Source organism: Hydrogenophilus islandicus (genome assembly GCF_054657095.1).
Window position 1 is genome coordinate 68,256 of the sequence record NZ_BAAHXE010000006.1, and the last position, 19,891, is coordinate 88,146.

Annotated in this window: 21 protein-coding genes; 14 read left to right on the top strand and 7 right to left on the bottom strand. The window is 65.8% G+C overall.

Annotation, left to right across the window (positions count from 1 at the left end; genetic code table 11):
* Positions 1 to 3: 3 nt before the first annotated feature.
* Genes ACYQ6T_RS03560 through zapD form a run of 5 tightly spaced genes read left to right on the top strand, consistent with a single transcriptional unit; the run spans position 4 to position 5,313 of the window.
* Positions 4 to 1,548, top strand: a complete 1,545-nt coding sequence (locus tag ACYQ6T_RS03560) for a biotin--[acetyl-CoA-carboxylase] ligase (RefSeq protein ID WP_459827712.1) — start codon at positions 4 to 6, stop codon at positions 1,546 to 1,548.
* Positions 1,545 to 2,924 carry a TrpB-like pyridoxal phosphate-dependent enzyme gene (locus ACYQ6T_RS03565; protein ID WP_459827715.1) on the top strand — a complete coding sequence of 460 codons (1,380 nt, stop codon included), beginning with the start codon at positions 1,545 to 1,547 and terminating at the stop codon, positions 2,922 to 2,924. The genes ACYQ6T_RS03560 and ACYQ6T_RS03565 overlap by 4 nt, the downstream gene beginning before the upstream one ends.
* Positions 2,925 to 2,960: 36 nt before the next feature.
* Complete coding sequence (locus tag ACYQ6T_RS03570) at positions 2,961 to 3,935, top strand: SPOR domain-containing protein (protein WP_459827718.1); 975 nt, start codon at positions 2,961 to 2,963, stop codon at positions 3,933 to 3,935.
* Positions 3,932 to 4,549 carry a dephospho-CoA kinase gene (gene coaE / locus ACYQ6T_RS03575; RefSeq protein ID WP_459827720.1) on the top strand — a complete coding sequence of 206 codons (618 nt, stop codon included), beginning with the start codon at positions 3,932 to 3,934 and terminating at the stop codon, positions 4,547 to 4,549. The genes ACYQ6T_RS03570 and coaE overlap by 4 nt, the downstream gene beginning before the upstream one ends.
* Positions 4,546 to 5,313, top strand: a complete 768-nt coding sequence (gene zapD / locus ACYQ6T_RS03580) for a cell division protein ZapD (RefSeq protein WP_459827723.1) — start codon at positions 4,546 to 4,548, stop codon at positions 5,311 to 5,313. Before coaE ends, zapD begins: the two co-directional genes overlap by 4 nt.
* Here the strand turns inward: zapD and ACYQ6T_RS03585 are convergent.
* Positions 5,310 to 6,335 (bottom strand): Nudix family hydrolase, encoded by a 1,026-nt coding sequence (locus ACYQ6T_RS03585; protein WP_459827724.1) that lies wholly within the window; start codon positions 6,333 to 6,335, stop codon positions 5,310 to 5,312. The two genes, zapD and ACYQ6T_RS03585, sit on opposite strands and share 4 nt — an antisense overlap.
* Positions 6,332 to 7,222 carry an ATP-binding protein gene (locus ACYQ6T_RS03590; protein ID WP_459827727.1) on the bottom strand — a complete coding sequence of 297 codons (891 nt, stop codon included), beginning with the start codon at positions 7,220 to 7,222 and terminating at the stop codon, positions 6,332 to 6,334. Before ACYQ6T_RS03590 ends, ACYQ6T_RS03585 begins: the two co-directional genes overlap by 4 nt.
* A gap of 99 nt (positions 7,223 to 7,321) precedes the next feature.
* Between ACYQ6T_RS03590 and mltA the strand changes: the two genes are divergently transcribed.
* A complete protein-coding gene (gene mltA, locus ACYQ6T_RS03595; protein WP_459827728.1) occupies positions 7,322 to 8,590 on the top strand; it encodes a murein transglycosylase A in 1,269 nt (422 codons plus the stop codon).
* Here the strand turns inward: mltA and ACYQ6T_RS03600 are convergent.
* Genes ACYQ6T_RS03600 through ACYQ6T_RS03615 form a run of 4 tightly spaced genes read right to left on the bottom strand, consistent with a single transcriptional unit; the run spans position 8,547 to position 12,426 of the window.
* Positions 8,547 to 10,076, bottom strand: coding sequence for a sensor histidine kinase (locus ACYQ6T_RS03600; RefSeq protein WP_459827731.1), 1,530 nt, complete (start codon positions 10,074 to 10,076; stop codon positions 8,547 to 8,549). The genes mltA and ACYQ6T_RS03600 overlap by 44 nt on opposite strands.
* Positions 10,048 to 10,335, bottom strand: a complete 288-nt coding sequence (locus ACYQ6T_RS03605; protein ID WP_459827734.1) for a PP0621 family protein — start codon at positions 10,333 to 10,335, stop codon at positions 10,048 to 10,050. Before ACYQ6T_RS03605 ends, ACYQ6T_RS03600 begins: the two co-directional genes overlap by 29 nt.
* A complete protein-coding gene (locus tag ACYQ6T_RS03610) occupies positions 10,332 to 11,549 on the bottom strand; it encodes a methionine aminotransferase (protein WP_459827736.1) in 1,218 nt (405 codons plus the stop codon). The genes ACYQ6T_RS03605 and ACYQ6T_RS03610 overlap by 4 nt, the downstream gene beginning before the upstream one ends.
* Positions 11,536 to 12,426, bottom strand: coding sequence for an NAD(P)-dependent oxidoreductase (locus ACYQ6T_RS03615; RefSeq protein ID WP_459827739.1), 891 nt, complete (start codon positions 12,424 to 12,426; stop codon positions 11,536 to 11,538). The genes ACYQ6T_RS03610 and ACYQ6T_RS03615 overlap by 14 nt, the downstream gene beginning before the upstream one ends.
* 76 nt (positions 12,427 to 12,502) lie before the next feature.
* Here ACYQ6T_RS03615 and ACYQ6T_RS03620 point away from each other — a divergent pair, with 76 nt between their 5' ends.
* Both ACYQ6T_RS03620 and ACYQ6T_RS03625 read left to right on the top strand, forming a co-directional pair.
* Complete coding sequence (locus ACYQ6T_RS03620) at positions 12,503 to 13,876, top strand: sigma-54-dependent transcriptional regulator (protein WP_459827742.1); 1,374 nt, start codon at positions 12,503 to 12,505, stop codon at positions 13,874 to 13,876.
* Positions 13,873 to 14,427 (top strand): Gx transporter family protein, encoded by a 555-nt coding sequence (locus ACYQ6T_RS03625; RefSeq protein ID WP_459827745.1) that lies wholly within the window; start codon positions 13,873 to 13,875, stop codon positions 14,425 to 14,427. Before ACYQ6T_RS03620 ends, ACYQ6T_RS03625 begins: the two co-directional genes overlap by 4 nt.
* On the opposite strand, the gene tviB is transcribed toward ACYQ6T_RS03625, so the two are convergent.
* Positions 14,384 to 15,658: a Vi polysaccharide biosynthesis UDP-N-acetylglucosamine C-6 dehydrogenase TviB gene (gene tviB / locus ACYQ6T_RS03630; protein WP_459827747.1), complete on the bottom strand. Its 1,275-nt coding sequence runs from the start codon at positions 15,656 to 15,658 to the stop codon at positions 14,384 to 14,386. The two genes, ACYQ6T_RS03625 and tviB, sit on opposite strands and share 44 nt — an antisense overlap.
* A gap of 127 nt (positions 15,659 to 15,785) precedes the next feature.
* Between tviB and ACYQ6T_RS03635 the strand changes: the two genes are divergently transcribed.
* The 6 genes from ACYQ6T_RS03635 to ACYQ6T_RS03660 form a co-directional block, all read left to right on the top strand.
* Positions 15,786 to 16,076 carry a hypothetical protein gene (locus ACYQ6T_RS03635; RefSeq protein WP_459827750.1) on the top strand — a complete coding sequence of 97 codons (291 nt, stop codon included), beginning with the start codon at positions 15,786 to 15,788 and terminating at the stop codon, positions 16,074 to 16,076.
* Positions 16,076 to 16,354, top strand: coding sequence for a type II toxin-antitoxin system RelE/ParE family toxin (locus ACYQ6T_RS03640; protein ID WP_459827769.1), 279 nt, complete (start codon positions 16,076 to 16,078; stop codon positions 16,352 to 16,354). The genes ACYQ6T_RS03635 and ACYQ6T_RS03640 overlap by 1 nt, the downstream gene beginning before the upstream one ends.
* Positions 16,355 to 16,459: 105 nt before the next feature.
* On the top strand, positions 16,460 to 17,593 hold the full coding sequence (locus tag ACYQ6T_RS03645) for a glycosyltransferase family 4 protein (RefSeq protein WP_459827753.1): 1,134 nt from the start codon (positions 16,460 to 16,462) through the stop codon (positions 17,591 to 17,593).
* Between the two features lie 43 nt (positions 17,594 to 17,636).
* On the top strand, positions 17,637 to 18,875 hold the full coding sequence (locus ACYQ6T_RS03650) for an oligosaccharide flippase family protein (RefSeq protein WP_459827756.1): 1,239 nt from the start codon (positions 17,637 to 17,639) through the stop codon (positions 18,873 to 18,875).
* The gene (locus ACYQ6T_RS03655; protein ID WP_459827759.1) at positions 18,862 to 19,644 is read left to right on the top strand and encodes a class I SAM-dependent methyltransferase; all 783 of its coding nucleotides are present in this window, start codon (positions 18,862 to 18,864) and stop codon (positions 19,642 to 19,644) included. Before ACYQ6T_RS03650 ends, ACYQ6T_RS03655 begins: the two co-directional genes overlap by 14 nt.
* Positions 19,641 to 19,891: glycosyltransferase (locus tag ACYQ6T_RS03660; protein ID WP_459827762.1), on the top strand; the 251-nt coding region annotated here is incomplete at its 3' end. The genes ACYQ6T_RS03655 and ACYQ6T_RS03660, both read left to right, overlap by 4 nt.

The window sequence follows — 19,891 nt, forward strand, 5'->3', positions numbered from 1 at the left end:
TTCATGCCCGATTCTCTGGCGCTCCAGTGGTTGAAGCTCGAAAGCTGCACGTCAACCAACGACGTCGCCGCGACCCACGGCGCGAGCCTCGCGCCTGGAGCCTATCTCGCCGTCACAGCTGAGCGGCAGAGCGCGGGGCGCGGTCAGCAGGGGCGCCGCTGGACGATGCCCGATGGCGCGGGAATCGCCTTTTCGGTTGCGACACGCCTCCCTTTTGGGCAGCCGCTCGAGGGGCTGTCGCTCGCGGTAGGTGCGGCGCTTGCCGAACGGCTTGAACTCCTGGAGCTCCCCGTTCGCCTCAAATGGCCCAACGACCTCTTGATCGCTGACCAGAAACTCGGCGGCATCCTCGTCGAAGCCCAGTGGCGTGGTACAGAACCGCCGCTCGTTGTCGTGGGGGTGGGGATCAACCACCGCGCAACGCCCCCGCTCGACGCGAGTGACCCATGGACGCTCCCCCCGACAGCGATTGCGCACCATCTGGCGCTCGTCCCCCCGGCAGAGACATTGACCCAGACGCTTGTGGGCGCGGTGGTCGAGGTGTTCGAGGATTACCGCCGGGGCGCAGGTTTCACCCCGTGGCGCGCGGCGTGGTGGGAGCGCGCAGCGTGGCGCGACCGCTGGCTGCGCCTCTCGAGAAATGCCGACGCACCCGGTGAGACGCTCGTGCGCCTCACCGGGGTCAATGAAGACGGGGCGCTTGAGGTGACGACGCCGGCCGGGAGCCCGATGACGTTACGCACGGCAACCGCTCGGCTCCGCCCCGTGCCGCTCCTTCTGGACCTCGGCAACAGCCGCGGCAAGTGGTATTGGCGCGACGACGCCCAAGGGGCATTCGCTTACGATCCGGCATCTCTCGACGCCTGGTGGCAGAAGCTCACCCCCCACCTCCCATTGATTCGCGAAGCGGTGGGGGTGAGCGTCACCGAGCCGAGCTTACGCGACGCAATCACTGCGCGCTTCGCGGTGCACGCGATCCCTTGCCGCTGGATCGCCACGACGGCCCACGCGTGCGGAGTCACCAACGGCTACCGCAACCCGCAGCAGCTTGGGACCGATCGCTGGGTTGCGGCGATCGGCGCCGTGATCCTCGGTCAGCTTCCTGCGGTGATCGTCGGATGCGGCACGGCGACTACCCTCGACTGGATCGACGAGACGGCGACCTACCGCGGCGGGGTGATCCTTCCGGGCGTCTCCCTCATGTTCGACGCGCTCGCCCGCGCGACAGCCCAGCTGCCACTCCTCGACCCCCAAACGGTGATGCCGCGCCTTGCGGCAACCTCCTTCCCCCCCACCGATACCGAAATGGCGATCACGGGCGGCGTCCTCTTCGCGCACAAAGGGGCGATCGCCGCGTTCGTTGCTGAGGCTGCCGCCCGCTCCAAGCGCCCTCCGCACGTCATCCTCCACGGAGGCGCAGCGCCGCTCATCGCACCCCACCTAGACTTCCCCCATGAGGTGCGCGATAATTTGCTGTTTTTAGGGCTGGCAGCTCTCTCCTGCTCGCCCGCCGCCACACCCCCCATCCACCACAAGGAGACGCCATGAGCACACCGACGCGGATTCTTCTGCCCGAAAACGAGATCCCCACCCATTGGTACAACATCGTCGCCGACATGCCCAACCCGCCGTCACCGCCCCTTGGGCCCGACGGCAAACCGGTCACCCCCGAGCAGATGGGGGCGATCTTCCCGGGGCCGCTCCTTGAGCAGGAGATGAGCTCCGAGCGCTGGATCCCGATCCCGGAGGCCGTTCGCGACGCCTACCGCATCTGGCGCCCGTCGCCGCTGGTGCGCGCCGTTCGTCTCGAGCAGGCGCTCGGCACCCCCGCAAAGCTCTTCTTCAAGTATGAGGGGGTCTCCCCCTCCGGGTCCCACAAGCCCAACTCGGCGGTGCCGCAGGCCTACTACAACCAGTTGGTGGGGATCAAGCGGCTCACCACGGAGACCGGTGCAGGACAGTGGGGGAGCTCGATCGCCTTTGCGGGACAGATGTTCGGGCTCGACGTCCGCGTCTACATGGTAAAGGTGAGCTACGAGCAAAAGCCCTACCGCCGCATTCTGATGCAGACGTGGGGCGCCGAAGTCTTCGCCAGCCCCTCGCCCCACACCCAAACCGGCCGCGCGATCCTGGAACGCGATCCCGACAACCCCGGCTCTTTGGGGATCGCGATCTCCGAGGCGGTGGAGGAGGCAGCGAGCCGCGCCGACACCAACTACACCCTCGGCTCGGTGCTCAACCACGTGCTTCTCCACCAGACGGTGATCGGGCTCGAGGCGAAGAAGCAGTTTGCGCAGCTCGGGCTCTACCCCGACGTGATCTTCGGTCCGTGCGGCGGCGGTTCGAGCTTTGGCGGCATCGCGTTTCCCTTTTTGGCGGACAAGATCGCCGGCGAAAAGCGGGCCGCGAACCTGAGGTGCGTTGCGGTCGAACCCACCTCATGCCCCACCCTCACCAAAGGGGTCTATGCCTACGACTTTGGCGACGCCTCGGGCTTCACGCCGCTCATGAGAATGTACACCCTCGGGCACGACTTCATGCCCCCCGGGATTCACGCCGGAGGGTTGCGCTACCATGGCGACTCGCCGCTCGTCTCCCAACTCTACCATGAAGGGTTGCTGGAGGCGGTCGCGGTTCCGCAGGTGGCCACCTTCGAAGCGGGCGTCCTCTTTGCCCGCTGCGAGGGGATTCTGCCGGCGCCGGAGTCGTGCCATGCCATTCGCGCCGCGATCGACGAGGCGCTGCGCTGCAAAGAGACGGGCGAAGCGAAGGTGATCCTCTTCAACCTCACCGGTCACGGCCACTTCGACCTCGCCGCGTACGACAAATATCTGCGTGGGGAACTCGAAGATTACGAATACCCCGCTGAGGCGGTTGTTGCGTCGCTCGAACACCTCCCGAAGGTGGCGGCCCCGGCCGCTTGAGGCAGAGCGCCCGACGGCTGAGGAGACTCCTGCGCGATGCGTTTTGCGATCGCCCTGCTGCTCGTGATCAACGCGCTCTTGGTCGCGGTCCAAACCGGGATCGTCAAGCTCCCGGAACCGCCGCGTCCGCAGCCGATTCCTCAGCCGCTCAGAAGCGACGCGCTCCGGTTGGTGCGTGCCACCGTCACTGAATACGGTAACAAACGGGGGGAACCCTCTGCTTCCTCAGGGCCAACCGACCGCCCAGAACCCTCTGTCGCAGCCGCGGATGCTCCCTCACCCCAACCCCCGAGTGGAGCGGCTCCCCAGTCGCCTCCACCCGGTCCCGCCTCTGGGTCCGACGCTGGTTCCGACGCCCCGGGAGGGGCTGGCCGACCTCCCTTGGCCGCAGCGCCAGAGGCACCCCAGCCCCCGTCTCTGCCCGCCTCTTCCGAGGCACCTTCCTTGGAACCCTCCGCCACACCCCCCGCCCAACAACCGAGCGCCCCTCCCAGCGCTCCACCTGCTACCCCTGCAGCTCCTCCGTCTGCGCCCACCCCCTTCCCCCCGCCCAAAGCGGTGATCCTCTGCCGGCTCGCGGAGATCGATCGGGAGCGGGTGCACATCGCCCAGGAACTGGCGCAGAGTGTCGGCGGAGTTCGCTTGGCGATCGCCCGGGAAGCGGCTGTCGACGCGTGGTGGGTGACCACCCCCCGTCAAGCGAACGAGAAAGCGGCGCGGGCGCTCGCCGAGACGCTGCGTCAACAGGGGGTGAATGACCTCTTCATCATTCGCGACCCGGGGCCCCACCAGTGGCGGATCTCGCTCGGGATCTTCCGTACCCGCGAGCGCGCCGAGCGGCTGGTTGCCGAGCTGCGTCGCCGGGGTGTGACGGCGGTTGAGCTGCTGCCGCGCGAGCGGTCGCCAAAGGTCACCATCACCGTGGAGGGGGCTCAGCCGCTCGTCGACCGCTTCCTTGGGCGCGCGCGAGCGCGTCTTCCTGAGGTCACGTGGCAGGAGTGCGCGCGATGAAACCTTATCTCGTGGGGCTCACCGGCGGAATCGGCTCGGGGAAGAGCACCGCGGCACACCTCTTCGCCGAAGCGGGTGCCGGGGTGATCGACACCGACGCGATCGCCCACCGCCTTACCGCACCTGGAGGCGCCGCGATCCCGGCGATTCGCGACGCCTTTGGCGACGCGGTGGTGACCGCCGAGGGGGCACTCGACCGGGCGGCGATGCGGGCGCTCGTTTTTCGGGACGCAACCGCACGCAAACGGCTCGAAGCAATCCTCCACCCGATGATCCGCGGGATTGTCGGCGACGAGATCACCGCGCTCGCCCCCCACCACCCTTACCTGATCCTGGTTGTCCCGCTCCTTGTCGAAACGGGGGCCTACCAGGCGTTGCTGGACCGCATCCTCGTCGTCGATTGCCCAGAGGCGCTGCAGATTGCGCGCGTCAAAGCGCGCTCAGGGTTGCCGGACGAACAGATCGCCGCAATTCTCGCCGCTCAGGCGCCGCGCGCCGTGCGCCTTGCTGCCGCAAATGATGTCATCGACAACAGCGGCGACCTTGAGCACCTGGCGCGTCAAGTGGCGGACCACCACCAGCGCTACCTGAAACTTGCCGCGGGGGAGCGATGATCTGTTTCGAATTCCCCCTCACCGAACAGGTGCGCACGTGGCTGAGAATCGAAGCAGCGTGGCTCCGCTGGAACCACTTCGCGTCGGCGAGCGACCCCAACGACCACCACGCCGCGCTGATGACCCTCTTTGAGTGCGTCGATATCGCGAGCCGGGGGGACCTCAAAAGACACCTCATCGCGACGCTCGAAAGCGAGCTCACGGCGTCTTCCGAGTCCGCCGATTCGCCCCCACAACGACCTCGCCGCCTCTCGGGTGCCGAGCGTGCCGCCCGGGTGCTCCCTGTGATCGAGGCACTTCGTCACCAACCGGGGCGCATCGACCACCAGATGCGCAGCCAGCCGCTTCTCAACGCCCTGCGTACCCGTGCCCACGTCTCGGGCGGCGTCTGTGGGTTCGATCTCCCCACCTACCACTTCTGGCTCAACCAGACGGCAGAAAAGCGTCGTGCCGACCTTGCGGCATGGGCCGAACCCTTTGCGCCACTCACCAATGCCGTTGCCTGTGTGCTCGAACAGCTGCGCGCCCAGAGCGAACCGCAGACGCTTATTGCGGCAAACGGCTGCTACCAACGGACGCTCGACGGAACACTCCCGCGCCTCGTGCAGGTCTGGGTCGACGCCGCCCATCGGGTTGTGCCCAAAGTTTCGGCGAACAAGTACCAATTCAACATCCACTTCATTCCGCTCACCCCCGACGGGGGGATCGGGAGCGAAACGGTGAGCCGCGACACTTTTCCCTTTGCCCTCGCCCTCTGCTACTAGTCAGAGGCCGATCGCCAGCCGCGAATCGCCGCTATCCCGTGCGCGCCGTGCGCCTGCGCGACCGTCAGATCCTTTTCCCCAAGCCCGCCAATCGCAAAAACTGGCACCGGCGGGTGAGCGATCAACGCCGCAAAACGGGACCAACCAAGCGGGGTGGCATCGGGATGGGTCGCGGTGGGGGCAACCGGGCCCACCACCCAATAGTCGGCGGCAAGCGCCTCGGCCACCGCCCGCTCTTGAGCGTCATGGACCGAAACCCCCACGAGCAGCCCCTCGCGCCGCCACCCTGCGGGGGTAGAAGCAAATGCCCGCGCCTGCTCGGCCGGGAGGTGACACCCGTCGGCCGCTACCGCCACTGCCCACTCGGGCGGGCCGTTCACTACGACCCGTTTCGCCCCGGCGTCGCGCGCGAGGCACACCAGCCGGTCGATTCCCAATGCCGACCACGGCTCTGAGTGCGCATATTCACTCTCCCCCGGCAGCCGCTCGCGAATCTGGACGATCACCTCGCCGTGGGTGCGCGCCGCAGCGATCGCGTCAGCTAAACGCTCGGCCGCCTCCCCCCACGCGCGGCTCCCGACCGGAGCGCCCTGACACGCTGCGGTGACGTTCGAGACCACCATCCGCTGCGGGAGCGCCAACGCGGCGAGCACCGGTGCGTTCGCGGGCAAAACGGGCGAAACCGACCACGCCCCGGGCCGCTCCCACGCGAGCGCCGCATGGACAAGCGGTTGGGGAACCCCCTCCCAATCCCACACCTGAAAAAAGTGGAGCGTCACCTCGGCGTGTTCGTAACGGTGGGTGCGCACGAGCCACGGGGCAATCCGGGCGTGGGTGAGCACTACCCCCAACTCCTCCGCGAGCTCGCGAATCAGCGCGTCGTGCGGTGTCTCGCCCGCTTCCACCTTGCCGCCGGGAAACTCCCAGAACCCGGCGTAGAAGGTCCCCGCGGCGCGCTGCCCCAAGAGCACCGCGCCGTCGCTTCGCCACAGGACCGCTGCAGCCACCACCACCTGCTTCATCGCGCGAGCCCATGGCGGCCGGCCCAATCGCGCGCAAACTGCCACGCGACCCGACCCGAACGGGACCCCCGCTCGATCGCCCAGACGATCGCCTCCTGCCGCGCGGCAGCCACCTCGGCGTCACCCGCGCCAAAGTGGCGCAACCAGGTCTCGACGATCGCGAGGTAAGCCGCTTGCGAGAAGGGGTAAAAAGAGACCCAGAGGCCGAACCGCTCGGAGAGCGAGACCTTCTCTTCGGTCGCCTCTGCCGGATGGACCTCGTCCCCGACGTGGCGCGTCGCCTCGTTCTCGGCGAAGTACTCGGGCATCAAGTGGCGGCGGTTGGAGGTCGCATAGATCAAGACATTCTCGGGTTGCGCCCAGATCGAACCGTCGAGGACACTTTTGAGCGTCTTGTAGGCGGCCTCACCCGGCTCGAACGAGAGGTCGTCAATAAAAAGGATGAACTTCCACGGCGCCTCCGCCACCAACTCCAAAAGGCGCGGAAGCTCCGTGAGATCCCCCTTGTCGATCTCGATCAACCGCAGCCCTTGCGCGGCATATTCGGTGAGGAGCGCTTTGACCAGCGACGACTTCCCGCAGCCGCGGGCGCCGGTAAGGAGCACGTTGTTCGCCGGAAGCCCGCGCAGGAACTGCTCGGTGTTGGCAACCACCCGCGCCTTCTGCGCGTCAATCTCCTGGAGCTGGGCGAGCCGCAAGCGGTGAGGATGGCGCACCGGTTCGAGCGCCAGCTGCGGCCCGAAGCGACGCAACCAAAAGGCGTCGTACTGCCCCCAATCGGGGGGAACGAGCGCACTCCCAAGATGATTCGCCTCCAGTGCCCGCGCGATCCGATCCAACAGGGGAAGGACCGCCTGCCACGCCTCATGCTGCCGATCCGATTCCATCGCAATGCCCTCCACAACTGGGTTCGCCATTGTACCGAAGAGGAGGCGACGGCCGTGTTTCGTTTATACTGCGCGTTCCCCTCCCTCAGGGAAGGAGCCATGCCACACCTCTCTGACATCCGCTCGCTGAAGACCACGACTTTCGTCGCCATGCTCGCCGTTGTCACGCTCCTTGTCGGCTGCCAAACCGTCGTTCATGAGCCGTGCCTCATGCTCCCCGAGAGCGCGCACGCGCCCCTCCCCCAACCCGAGGTGCGCGAACCTTCTGCCGAGCTCGTCGCCACTCCCGTCGCGTGGTCCGACCTGCCAGGTGTCGCCACCGACCCCTTAGACGGGGCGCTCACGGCGCTCACCCGCTCCTGCCCCACGTTACAGAGCCGCTACCCCGAATGGCTACCCCTCTGCGCCGAGCTTCCCACCTCCCCGAAACCCGAGGTGTTGCGCGCGTGGCTCAAGACCCACCTCACCCCTTGGCAACTCACTGCCCGTCGCGACGGTGTGCTGCAACGCACGGGGCTTTTGACCGGCTACTTCGAACCGGTGATCGCCGCGAGCCGCTCGCCCCGCCCCGACTATCCCTACCCAATCCACGCCCCACCGCCCGACCTTGTCACCGTAGCGCTGGAAGCGGTCGCCCCAGAAACCCGCCACCTCCGCCTCAAGGGGCGGGTGGAGGGCAACCGCCTCGTCCCCTATGCTAGCCGCGGCGAGATTACCGCACGCGGCGCGCAGTTCCCCGCGCCGGTCCTCTTCTGGGCCCAAGACCCCGTCGACCTCTTCTTCCTCCACGTCCAAGGCTCCGGGCGGCTGCGCCTTGCCGAAGGGGGTGAGGCGCGCGTTGGCTATGCCGACCACAACGGCCACCCCTACCGCTCGATCGGCCGCGTGTTGATCGAAAAAGGGGAGCTCCCCCCGGGGGGCGTTTCGCTCGACGCGATCCGCGCGTGGCTCGACCGCCACCCCGACGCCCGCGACGCGCTCCTGGCCGAGAACCCAAGCTACGTCTTCTTTCGCGAACTTCCCGCTGCGACCGACCCCGCCGATGGGCCAGTAGGCACCTTGGGCGTTCCCCTCGTTGCGCAACGCAGCGTCGCGGTCGACCCCCGTTACCTCCCGTTGGGCGCACCGCTCTGGCTCTCTGCTGCGCGCGCGCCGCAGCCCCTTGCGCGCTTCGTCGTGGTGCTCGATACCGGCGGGGCGATCAAAGGGCCGCTGCGCGGCGACTTCTACTGGGGAAGCGGCCGTCAGGCAGGGATTGACGCGGGGCGCACGCAAGCCGACGCCGCCTGGTGGCTCCTCTGGCCGCGCGCCGCTACCCCTCCGCTCACGACGCTGCAACCGCCGACGCCGCCGGCAGCTGGACAATGAACGACGCGCCGCCGCGGTTGCTGCGGCGGTAGTGGACCTCGCCGCCGTTCGCCCGCACCAGTTCGTGGACGAGGTAGAGCCCAAGGCCAGTGCCGTTTGGCCGCTCCGAGACGAAGGGCTCGAAAAGGCGTGCGACCACCCCCTCCGCCACCCCCGGGCCATCGTCGGCGACCTCCACCGTCACCTGCTCACCCTCCTCTCCCACACGCACCTCCACCGCCCCTTCTGCAAGCGAAGCAAAGGCGAGCGCGTTGCGGACGAGATTCTCCACCACCGTGCGGAGATGCTCGGGGTCCACCCACGCGGTCGCCGCGGCGCTTCCACCGACCGCCAAGCGCTTCCGCTCCGACAGGGGAAGCTCTTCCGCCCACGCCTCAAGCCAGCGCTTCAGAGCCACCGCGCGCGGCTGCGGCGGATGCAGGCGTCCAAAAAGCAGCACGTCGTCGATCAGATGGGTGATGCGCGCGGCGTTGCGTAACGCCACCGCGATCAGCTCGGCACGCTCTGCTTCGCTCACGGCGTCCCGCAGCAGGTCCAACGCCTGCACTACCCCAGCCAGGGGGTTACGCACCTCATGGGCAACCCCCGAAATCAAAAGCCCCAGCGCCGCGAGCTGTTCCTGACGAAACGTCCGCTGAACCGCAGCGAAATCGGTGAGGAAGAGAAGCCACACCCCGTCGCGGTCACGCATCCCCCCTTTCAGCCGCCACAGAACCCCCCCGTGGCGCCACCACCGCTCTTCGCCTGGGGCGATCGGCTCGTCGATCACTGCGGAGAGCGGCTGACCGCTCGGATCCTCCCCCAACCAGGCGACGACCCGGGGCGAAGCGTAACGCACCACCCCGTCGCTGTCGATCCACAACACCCCGTCGGCAAGCTCCTGGACGATCCGGTCGTTCACCGTCCGCTGCCACGCGATCAGCGCCTGCTGCGCCTCTTGCGCGCGCTCTGCACGACGCAATCGCGCCCCCAAGTGGTACGCCAGCCACGCCGCAACAAAGAGCCCCGCACCCGCCGCGCCGACGAAAAAGGGGTCGACGGCAAGGGTGGTTCGCCAAAAGCGCCACAGGTTTTCGCCGAGGAGCACGAGCGCCGCGAGCGCCGCGTGAAAGAGGGCGAGACGCGGCTCGGCTTCCAGCGCTGACGCAAAGACCAGCACAAAGAGGAGCGTCGGCAAACCCGAGGCAAAACCGCCACTCGTTGCAAGAAAAAGGAGAAAAGCGGCAGCGTCCAGGAGCGCCACCGCGACACTCCGGTAGGGGGCAAACGCCCGCAAGCGGCCCGGCACCACCGCCAAAAAGACCGCCCCGGTGAGGTAACCGAGCGCCGAAACGAAAAAGAGCCTCGGCGCCTCCTGCCCGAGCCCCATTCCCGGCCCCCCCACCAAGAGGAGCCCAGCAACCACCAAACGGAGCGCGTCACCCGCGCGCGCAACCACCCCGCCGGTTGGGGTCGGTTCAGCGCGGTCCGAGTCGGCGGTGTTCATCGCAGCAGTAGAAGCGTCCCTCCCCCTCGACTGCGTCGCTTTTCGGCAGCAGCACCCCGCAGTGGGCGCAAGCGACGAGCGCCTCTTCGCGTACCGCGGAGCGAGTAGAGGCCTGCGGCTCCTCACGCGCGGGTGGTCGCCGGCTCCACCACGGCCGGCGCTGAGCCGTTCTTTCGCCCCTTTCCCGCTCATCAGGAAGCGCACGGCGCAACCACCAGACCACCCCCAGGACCACCGCCAACAGCAGAAGATACTTCATCGCCCCCTCTCCGCCTTGTTCCCCCGGCCACAGACCGCCACCAGGCGGCGACCTGCCTCGTCGAGCGTCTCGTCGCGCTTGGCAAAACAGAAGCGGATCAGGTGGTCGTCACGTCGATCGTGGTAAAAGACCGACACCGGGATCGCCGCCACTCCCACCGCTTCGGTGAGCCAGCGCACGAAGGTGGTATCGGAAAGCTCACGGTAAGCAGGGTGCGACGCCAACTGGAAGTAGGTCCCCGCCGAGGGCAGAAGGTCAAAACCCGCCTCCATCAGCCACCTGCGGAGCCGGTCGCGTTTCGCCTGGTAAAAGGGGGCGAGCGTCTCGTAGTGGCGGGGCTCGCTCAGGTAGTCGGCCAACGCCCACTGCTCGGCATGGCTCACCGTGAAGACGTCGAACTGGTGGACGCGGCGAAACTCCCTCATCAGCGCCCCGTTGCCGACGACGTAACCGATCTTCCAGCCGGTGATGTGAAAGGTCTTACCGAAACTGAAGACCGCGAGCGCCCGACCGGCGAGCTCCGGCTGCGTCAAGACGCTTTCGTGGCTCACCCCGTTGAAGACGATATGCTCATAGACCTCGTCGGAGAGCACCCAGCAGTCACTCGCAGCGATGCGCGCCGCCAGCGCCGCCCACGTCTCGCGCCGCCAGACGCTCCCCGTCGGGTTGTGGGGAGTATTGACCACCACCAACCGCGTCTTCGTCGAAAACTGGCGGTCGAATACCTCCCAGTCGGGTTCGAAAGAAGGCGGCACCAGGGGAACAAAGCGCACCACCCCGCCCGCCAGGCGAACCGCCGGCGCGTAACTGTCGTAGGCTGGTTCGAAAAGGATCACCTCGTCTCCGGGGTGGACGAGCGCGTGAATCGCGGAGAAGAGCGCCTGAGTGGCGCCGGCGGTCACCGTGACCTCCTCCAACGGATCGACGACGAGGTCGAGCGAGCGTTCGATCTTGCGCGCGATCGCCTCGCGCAACGCCAACACCCCGGCCATCGGCGGATACTGGTTCTTCCCCGCGCGCATCCAGTGGGCAACGCGCTCAACCAGCATGGGGTCGGGGTCGAAATCGGGAAACCCCTGCGAGAGGTTGATCGCCCCGTGCTCCTCGGCGAGCGCACTCATCACCGTGAAGATCGTCGTCCCCACCTCCGGGAGCTTGCTCCGCGGCACGCCCCCTTGAGGAAGCAATCTGCCGCGAAGATCACTCGTGCGCATCTGCGCCACTCATCGCTTCTAAGAGCCGCAGCACCGCGATCGAATCGGCCTCCCCTTGCCCGCTCCCGACGAGCGCGTTGAAGAGCTGCGCGGCAACCGCCGAGGTGAACGCCGGCACCTTCAAGCGGTGCGCCTCTTCGAGCACGATCCGCATATCCTTCTGGTGCATCCACGCCTTGAAACCGGGTTGGAAATTGCGCGCGAGCATCCGCGCGCCGTGGTTCTCCAACACCCGCGAATAGGCGGAGCCCCCAAGGAGCGCTTCACGCACCCGCGCCGGATCGACCCCAGCCGCTCGCGCAAGATTCAACGCTTCCGCCACCGCCACCACTGTGACACCGGTGAGCACCTGGTTACACGCCTTCGCCACCTGCCCTGCGCCGCTCCCGCCCACCAGGGTCACTTTCTTGCCCATCGCCTGGAAGAAGGGCAACACGGTGGCAAAGGCCGCCTCATCGCCCCCCACCATGATCGTGAGCGTCCCCTCGATCGCCCCCACTTCGCCGCCCGAGACCGGCGCGTCGAGAAAGCGCACTCTGCGCTCAGCCAACTGCGCGGCGATGCTTTGCGCCGCACCCGGAGCGATCGTACTCATGTCGACGTGGATATGCCCCGCCCGCGCCCCTTGCGCCACCCCCTCGGGTCCGAGCGTCACCTCGGCGACATCCGGCGCGTCGGCGACCATCGAAATCGTCACCGGCACCGCCTCGGCCAACGCTGCGGGCGAAGCTGCCGCCCGCGCCCCGGCGGCCAGAAGGGGCTCCATCGACTCCCGCCGCCGCGCCCAGACATGGACCTCGAACCCCGCCTTGACGAGATTGAGCGCCATCGGCCGCCCCATCAACCCCAGCCCGATGAACCCCACCTGCTCCGTCATCTCCATTCTCCTTGCACCACGACTTTTCCATTATCGCACGAAGCACAACGACACAAAATCGGGCACAATAGCGCCCATGCGCGCGCTCATCATCGACGACGAAGCCGACCTGCGCCTCACCCTCGAACGGATGCTTGAGCGCCTCGGGTGGGAGGCGGTAGGCGCCGCATGCTCGCGCGAAGGGGTGACCCTGGCGCAGAGGGAACCGTTTGATCTCATCCTCACCGACCTGCGCCTCCCCGACGGCAACGGCATCGACATCGTCGAAACCTTGGCCAAAACGCGCCCAGAAATCCCCGTCGCGGTGATCACCGCGTATGGTGACATCGACACCGCGGTGCGCGCAACCAAACTCGGGGCGGTCGACTTCATCACCAAACCGATTCAGCGCGAGCGGCTCGCGAAGCTCTTGGCCGCGATCACCCCTTCACAGCCTCACCCTACTCCGCAGGACGGCATGGCGGAGCTCATCGGCCAAAGCCCAGCGATCGCCACGGTGCGTGAAGAGATCGCGCGCTTCGCGAAGAGCCTGGCGCCGGTCCTCATCCAAGGCCCGTCGGGCTCGGGCAAAGAGCTCACCGCGCGGCTGCTGCACCGCCTCTCCCCGAGAAGCCAGGGGCCGTTCGTCGCCGTCAATTGCGGCGCGATCCCGGCGGAGCTGATCGAAGCCGAACTCTTCGGCGTCCACAAAGGGGCCTACACCGGCGCGCACCGCGACCGCCCGGGGCTCATAGCCGCCGCCGAAGGGGGGACGCTCCTCCTGGACGAGATTGCGGAACTGCCGCTCGCGCTGCAACCCAAGCTCCTCCGGGTCCTGCAAGAGCGCACCGTGCGGCCGCTTGGAGCAACAGCGGAGACGCCGATCGACGTGCGCATCTGCGCCGCAACCCACGTCGACCTCGCCGCTGCGGTTGCCGCAGGCCGCTTTCGCGAAGACCTCTACTACCGGCTTGCGGTGCTGGTGATTGAGCTTCCACCGCTCACGGCGCACCGCGAGGATATTCCGCTCCTCGCCCACCACCTCATCGCCCGCATCGCCGAACGGGACCGCCTCCCTGTCGCGCCCCTTACCGCAGAGGCCGAAGCGTGGCTTGTCGCGCAGCCGTGGCCGGGGAATGTCCGGGAGCTCGAGAACCTGCTTGCCCGCGCGTTGGCGCTCGCCGATGGAGCAATCACCCCGCAGCTCCTTGCCCGCTGCCACCGCACTGTGCAGCCAGGAGCACAACAGGCTGCCTCTCCCTCGCCTATCCCCTCTCCCGCCCCCGACCGTCAACCCGCTGCTGGGGAGCCTCCAGCCGCCGCTCTCACGACGAACGCCCCCCTCACCCCGGAGACGATCCAAGCGGCGCTCGCCGCGTGCGGCGGGAATCAGTCTAGAGCCGCGCAGCAGTTGGGATTGACCCTCAGCCAACTCCGCTACCGGATGCGCAAGTGGGGGCTCTTGCCGTGACCACGCACGCGCCGAACGGCAACGAAGCGTTCCTCCCCGCAACGCCCGAAGACCACCGTATCGCCCGCTGGAGCGCCGCAGCAATCGCGCTCGCCGTTGCTGAAGCGGCGATCCCGCTCCCGATTCCCGGCGTCAAACCGGGGCTCGCGAACATCGTCGTCCTGTGGGTGGCGTGGCACCACGGCTGGAACGCCGCGGCGTGGGTGAGTCTCTTGCGCGTTTTCGCGGCGAGTATCGCGCTCGGGCAACTCTTCGCCCCAGGCTTTTTCCTGGCGCTCGCGGGGGCAGTCGCAAGCCTTGCGGCGCTCGCCGTCGCGCTCCATCTCCCCCGCCGTCTCTTTGGGCCCGTCACTGCATCGCTCCTGATGGCGTGGGCCCACATCGCCGGGCAGCTCATATTTGCCCGCCTCTGGCTCATCCCCCACGACGGCCTCTGGTGGCTGCTCCCGATCTTTCTCACCACCGCAACGCTCTTTGGCGTTGTCAATGGCGTGGTGGTGGCCTACCTCATAACCGCCCATCGACCCGATCCTTCGGCAACACGCTTTTGACGTCATACAAAACGCCACCCACTTTGAGCCAAGCGCGAATCGCCTCCGCGCCCATCCGGAGGAAAGCCTCGTGCGCCACAGCGAGAACCACAGCATCGAAACTCGCCGCTGGGGGATCGGTGGTGAGCGTCAGGCAATACTCGGCCATCGCCTCCTCGGGAGCGACCAACGGATCGTAGATCTCGACCGCGAGCCCGAGCTCGTGCAGCGTTTGGATCAGATCGACCACTTTGCTGTTGCGAATATCGGGGCAATTTTCCTTGAAGGTGAGCCCCAACACCAGCACCCGCGCCCCCACCGGATTGATCCGCCTCTTCAGCATCAACCGAACCACCTCGTTTGCGACATACTCCCCCATTCGGTCGTTGATCCGCCGCCCAGCGAGGATCACCTCGGGGTGGTAACCGATCTCTTGCGCCTTGTGGGTGAGGTAGTAGGGATCGACGCCGATGCAATGCCCCCCCACGAGCCCTGGACGAAACGGCAGAAAATTCCACTTCGTCCCCGCCGCCTCCAGAACCTCGAGGGTGTCAATCCCCAAGCGGTTGAAGAGGATCGCAAGCTCATTGACCAACGCGATGTTGAGGTCGCGCTGGGTATTTTCGATCACCTTGGCTGCTTCAGCAACCTTAATCGAACTCGCTAAGTGCGTCCCCGCGGTGATGATCTGCGCGTAGAGGGCGTCGATCGCCCGAGCCACCTCCGGAGTCGAACCGCTCGTCACCTTCTTGATGTTCGGCAACCGACGGCTCTTGTCGCCTGGGTTGATCCGCTCGGGGCTGTAACCGACAAAAAAGTCACGGTTGAAGCAAAGGCCACTCACCCGCTCCAGCACCGGTACGCAGACCTCCTCTGTCGCCCCGGGATAGACGGTCGATTCATAAACCACCACTCCCCCTGGCTTCAGTGCCCGACCAACCGTTTCGCTTGCAGCGATTAGGGGGCCGAGGTCGGGGCGATTGACGGCGTCGACGGGTGTCGGCACCGTGACGATAAAGAGATCGCAACACTTGAGCACGCCAGAATCGGAGGTCACCGTCAAATGGGTTGCAGCGCGTAACTCCTCAGGCTCCACCTCTCGCGTGCGATCCCAACCACTCGCAAGCTCCGCTACCCGCTTGGGGTTGACATCGAACCCGACCACCGGAAACTTCTTCCCGAACTCCACCGCAAGGGGGAGCCCCACGTACCCGAGACCAATCACCGCGATCCGCTTACCGATGAGATTCATCGTGATCTCGCTGCTGAAGTAAGCTCAAGCGAGTATCGCACGGAACCGCTTCGGGTGGTATGATGAGGCAATCGAAGTTGTCTGGGATCGCGAGCCATGAACTACCATGTCCTGAGGGGTGGGCACCATGAACGAAACAACCTTTACTTTCCGGGTCGATAAGGCTTTGAAATCTGAGTTCTCCACCGCAGCCAAGAACTGCAACCGCAATGCCGCACAGCTCTTGCGTGATTTCATGCGTGATTTCGTTCAGCAGCAACACAAGGCCGCTGAGCATGACGCATGGTTTCGCCGCCAAGTGCAAATCGGGCTTGACTCAGCAAATGCTGGAAACCTCATTCCATCGGCAGAGGTTGAGGCCATGTTTGCCGAGAAGCGTGCAGCAACGCGCCGTCGGCTTGAAAATCCTGCCGAATGATGCAGCTCTTTTGGACACCAGAGGCGATACAAGACCGCAACGAAATCTATGATTACATCGAGGCCGACAACCCGGTCGCGGCGTTAGCTCTCGATGCGTTGTTCGAAGAGAGGGCTGGGTTGCTGGTCGATCATCCAGAGATGGGGAAACCTGGGCGCGAAGCGGGCACTCGCGAGCTGGTGGTCCACAAGAATTACATTCTGGTCTATGACGTGACTAACGACATGGTGCGCGTGTTGCGTGTGCTTCATGCAGCACGGCAGTGGCCATCACGATAGCTCCCGATCCCGATAAAGTGAGCCCCAGAGAGTATCGCACGGAAACGCTTCGGGTGGTATGATGAGGCAATCCGAATCGCGCGACCTCTTTTCGCACGTGGGGCGATGGCCGGTAACGTTCTGCTCATTACCCGTAACTTCCCCCCCCTCTGGGGCGGAATGGAGCGGCTCAACTACCACTTGACCCGGGAGCTCGCCGCGCGTGGCCGGGTGCGCCTGATCGCGCCGGCGGGTGCCACTGCGCATGCACCGGCTGGCGTCACAGTGCGTGAAGTGGCCGGGCACCCTTTGGCGCGATTTTTGTTCGCCGCATCTGCCGCTGCGCTGCAGGAAGTACGCGCAGGCTCTTTCGACTGGGTACTGGCAGGTAGCGGCCTCACCGCCCCGATGGCACTCACTGCGGCGAAAGCTGCCCACGCGAAAGCCGCCGCTTACGTCCACGGCCTCGACCTTGCCGTGCGCCACCCCCTCTACCGGGCGCTCTGGCTCCCGGCGATTCGCCGCCTCGATCGGGTGATCGCCAACAGCCGCGCGACAGCGAACCTTGCGCAGGAGGTCGGCGTCGCAGCGGAGCGGATCGCCATCGTCCATCCCGGCGTCGAGCTCCCTACGGCGGCATCCGAAGAGCGGGCGCGCTTGCGCATGGCGTTTCGCGAACAACACGGCCTGGAGGAACGGCCCGTTTTGCTGACCGTGGGGCGGCTAACCACCCGCAAGGGCGTCGCGCCGTTCGTCGCTGAGGTGTTGCCGCAAATCGTGCGGGTGCGACCGGATGTGTGCCTCCTTGTCGTGGGTGACGTGCCGCGGGGCGCCTTGGCCGCCACCGCCGAACCGCCGGAGACGATTCTGCGCGCGGCTGAGCAGGCAAACGTCGGCAACCACGTCCGCTGGCTGGGGCCCCGATTCGGCAGCGACCTGTCTGCAGCCTTTTTCGCCGCTGATGTGCACGTCTTTCCCGTCAGAGACCTTCCCGGCGACCCCGAAGGTTTCGGCATGGTGGCGGTGGAAGCAGCCGCTCACGGGCTACCCACCGTCGCCTATGCCACCGGCGGCGTGGTGGACGCCGTGGCCGACGGTCTCTCGGGGCGGCTCGTTGCGCCTGGCGACGCGGCGGGGTTTGCCCAAGCGGTGCTCGACATGCTGATCAATCCCCCGAGTGAAGAAGCTCTCACCGCTTTTGCCGCACGCTTTGCCTGGCCCCACTTTGGCGACGCGGTGTGGCAGGCGTTGCGGGGATGAGGTAATGATCCCCGCGTCATGGAGAAACTACCGCCCCGGCCGCTTGGCACGACATACGGCGATCCTGACGGCGGGCCTGGGGCTGCGCTCGGGCGCACAGGCGCTTGTGTTCCTGATCACCGCCCAGCTTTTGGGGAGCCAGGGTTATGGCGCGTTTTCGGCGACACTCGCCTTGGCAGGCGCTTGTGGGGTATTCGTCGGTCTGGGCAGCCACGTGCTTTTGATGCGCGACGTCGCGCGCGACGGCAGTAGCTACCGCAAAAGTTTGGGCGCAGCGCTTGTGGTCTACGCGATCAGCCTCGTTCCTGTTGGCATTGCCTATTTTTTGGTCGCAAGTTGGTTGCTCGGTGAAATCACCTGGTCGGTGATCGCTCTCGTGGGGCTCAGTGAACTCGCGCTATTTCCCCTCGTGCAAACGTTTGCGAGCGCCTATCAGGGTGTCGAGCGCATCGGCCGTGCGTCTCGCCTCTTGCTGGTGCCTGTGGTGGCGCGGCTCGTCGCAGCGATCTTGCTCGTCGCTTTAGCGCAATTCGCTCCTGCTTCAACCGATCTTCTGCCCAGTTGGGCGATGCTCTACCTGCTGGCAACCCTTGTCGCGGTCTGGTATGCCTCGCACCGCCTACATCGCGACTTAAGTTCTCCAGCAGCACCCGGGCATGAGGCAGTGCGCACGTACCTGCGCGAAGGTGCCCCTTTCGCCGTCTGGGGGAGCGCCCACAAACTCTACCTCGACGCAGACAAATTCCTGCTTGCTGCGCTGGCCACACTGCAAGCCGCCGGGGTCTATTCCGCTGGCCACCGCTTGGTCGATCTGGTGACGCTGCCGATACAAGCGCTCCTGGGTGCCGCCGCCCCGCGCCACTTTCGCGCTGGCGCGCAAGGCCTGGCCGAGGCACTCAAAGCAGTGCGCGCCATCGCCCTTCCGATTGCGGGTTACGCGCTCGCTGCCGGGATAGGACTTACGCTTGCAGCGCCTCTGGTGCCGTGGCTACTCGGTGCAGAGTACGAAGAGGCGGTCGCGGTGGTGCAGTGGCTTGCGTGGTTGCCGCTCGTGAGCCTTCCCCGTACCCTGCTCCACCAGGCGCTGGCCACGAGTGGTTTTCAGCAGCAAGGAATGGTGGCATTGTTCGTCGGCGCGCTCATGAATCTGGCGCTCAATGCATGGTGGATTCCCCTCTGGGGTTGGCAGGGTGCGGCCGCGGCGACCTATGTGGCTGAGGTCGCCATGACCCTGGTTTCAATGGTAATCATCAAAACGAGGCGATGGTATGACCGAGCCTAAGCGCGATCCTTCGTATGACCTTTTTCAGAATTATGCCCGTCACTATAAAACTGGTGAAGAGCGGGGCGGTAGACGTGTCGATCGTGTTCCCGATGATTTGGAACGCTTGAAACGCGATCGCCTGCCGCCCTGGATCGATGAGATTCCCAAAAACGCGCGGATTTTGGACGCAGGTTGCGCCCAAGGGCATCTTCTCCTGACGCTGGCGCGCGTCGGCTTTGAAAATCTGACCGGCGTGGACCTCTCTGACCAGTTGCTCGCCGAAGCCAGAGCGCACGTACCTCAAGCGCAGCTGATTCAAGCTGACATCCGTGAGTGGCTCAAACAGATGCCAGAGGGATCGTTCGACGTCATATTTTTTCACGATGTGCTCGAACACCTGCCGCGCGAGGATACGATTGAGGTGCTACGCGGATTTTATCGGCTGCTAGCGCCAGGCGGGCGGCTCAGTGTTCGGGTGCCCAATATGGGGTGTTTGATTGCACCTTTTCATATGGCGATCGATTTTACCCACATTACGCATTTTTCGGAGTTTTCTTTGCTGCAGGTTATGGAAGCGGCGGGATTTGATCTTCAAAAAATCGAATTTGAGTCGCAGGCGCCGCGTCTCTTTTGGAGTTGGTCTGAGCCGCATCGCGCGGTTTTCCGGCTACTGAACCACGGCCGTTGGCATCTGAACCACATGCTTCACAAAGCCGTGTATCTGCTAGTGGATTTCCTGTCGCCAACTCAATTTGATCCGAATCTCATCGTGGTGGCACGAAAATGAAACCGCGCCTGTTGTTCATTATTTCCGACCTCGGGCCGGGCGGCGCACAGCCGATGAACTTGCGCCTGGCGCGGCAACTGCAAGGGCGGGATTACCCTGTACGCTTAGTGACGCTCTTCAAACGCCCATGGTTCGAGCCGCTCGACCCTTCCGGTTTGGACGTCGTACGCCTGAACATGCGCGGTTGGAACAAACCCTTGGCGGCACTGCGCCTGCTGCCATGGGTGCGGCAGGCCGATATCGTGAT

Coding starts and splice junctions, on each gene's coding strand:
- ACYQ6T_RS03560 (WP_459827712.1), top strand. CDS start 4: ATGCCCGATTCTCTGGCGCTCCAGTGGTTGAAGCTCGAAAGCTGCACG.
- ACYQ6T_RS03565 (WP_459827715.1), top strand. CDS start 1,545: ATGAGCACACCGACGCGGATTCTTCTGCCCGAAAACGAGATCCCCACC.
- ACYQ6T_RS03570 (WP_459827718.1), top strand. CDS start 2,961: ATGCGTTTTGCGATCGCCCTGCTGCTCGTGATCAACGCGCTCTTGGTC.
- coaE (WP_459827720.1), top strand. CDS start 3,932: ATGAAACCTTATCTCGTGGGGCTCACCGGCGGAATCGGCTCGGGGAAG.
- zapD (WP_459827723.1), top strand. CDS start 4,546: ATGATCTGTTTCGAATTCCCCCTCACCGAACAGGTGCGCACGTGGCTG.
- ACYQ6T_RS03585 (WP_459827724.1), bottom strand. CDS start 6,335: ATGAAGCAGGTGGTGGTGGCTGCAGCGGTCCTGTGGCGAAGCGACGGC.
- ACYQ6T_RS03590 (WP_459827727.1), bottom strand. CDS start 7,222: ATGGAATCGGATCGGCAGCATGAGGCGTGGCAGGCGGTCCTTCCCCTG.
- mltA (WP_459827728.1), top strand. CDS start 7,322: ATGCCACACCTCTCTGACATCCGCTCGCTGAAGACCACGACTTTCGTC.
- ACYQ6T_RS03600 (WP_459827731.1), bottom strand. CDS start 10,076: ATGAACACCGCCGACTCGGACCGCGCTGAACCGACCCCAACCGGCGGG.
- ACYQ6T_RS03605 (WP_459827734.1), bottom strand. CDS start 10,335: ATGAAGTATCTTCTGCTGTTGGCGGTGGTCCTGGGGGTGGTCTGGTGG.
- ACYQ6T_RS03610 (WP_459827736.1), bottom strand. CDS start 11,549: ATGCGCACGAGTGATCTTCGCGGCAGATTGCTTCCTCAAGGGGGCGTG.
- ACYQ6T_RS03615 (WP_459827739.1), bottom strand. CDS start 12,426: ATGACGGAGCAGGTGGGGTTCATCGGGCTGGGGTTGATGGGGCGGCCG.
- ACYQ6T_RS03620 (WP_459827742.1), top strand. CDS start 12,503: ATGCGCGCGCTCATCATCGACGACGAAGCCGACCTGCGCCTCACCCTC.
- tviB (WP_459827747.1), bottom strand. CDS start 15,658: ATGAATCTCATCGGTAAGCGGATCGCGGTGATTGGTCTCGGGTACGTG.
- ACYQ6T_RS03635 (WP_459827750.1), top strand. CDS start 15,786: ATGAACGAAACAACCTTTACTTTCCGGGTCGATAAGGCTTTGAAATCT.
- ACYQ6T_RS03640 (WP_459827769.1), top strand. CDS start 16,076: ATGCAGCTCTTTTGGACACCAGAGGCGATACAAGACCGCAACGAAATC.
- ACYQ6T_RS03645 (WP_459827753.1), top strand. CDS start 16,460: ATGGCCGGTAACGTTCTGCTCATTACCCGTAACTTCCCCCCCCTCTGG.
- ACYQ6T_RS03655 (WP_459827759.1), top strand. CDS start 18,862: ATGACCGAGCCTAAGCGCGATCCTTCGTATGACCTTTTTCAGAATTAT.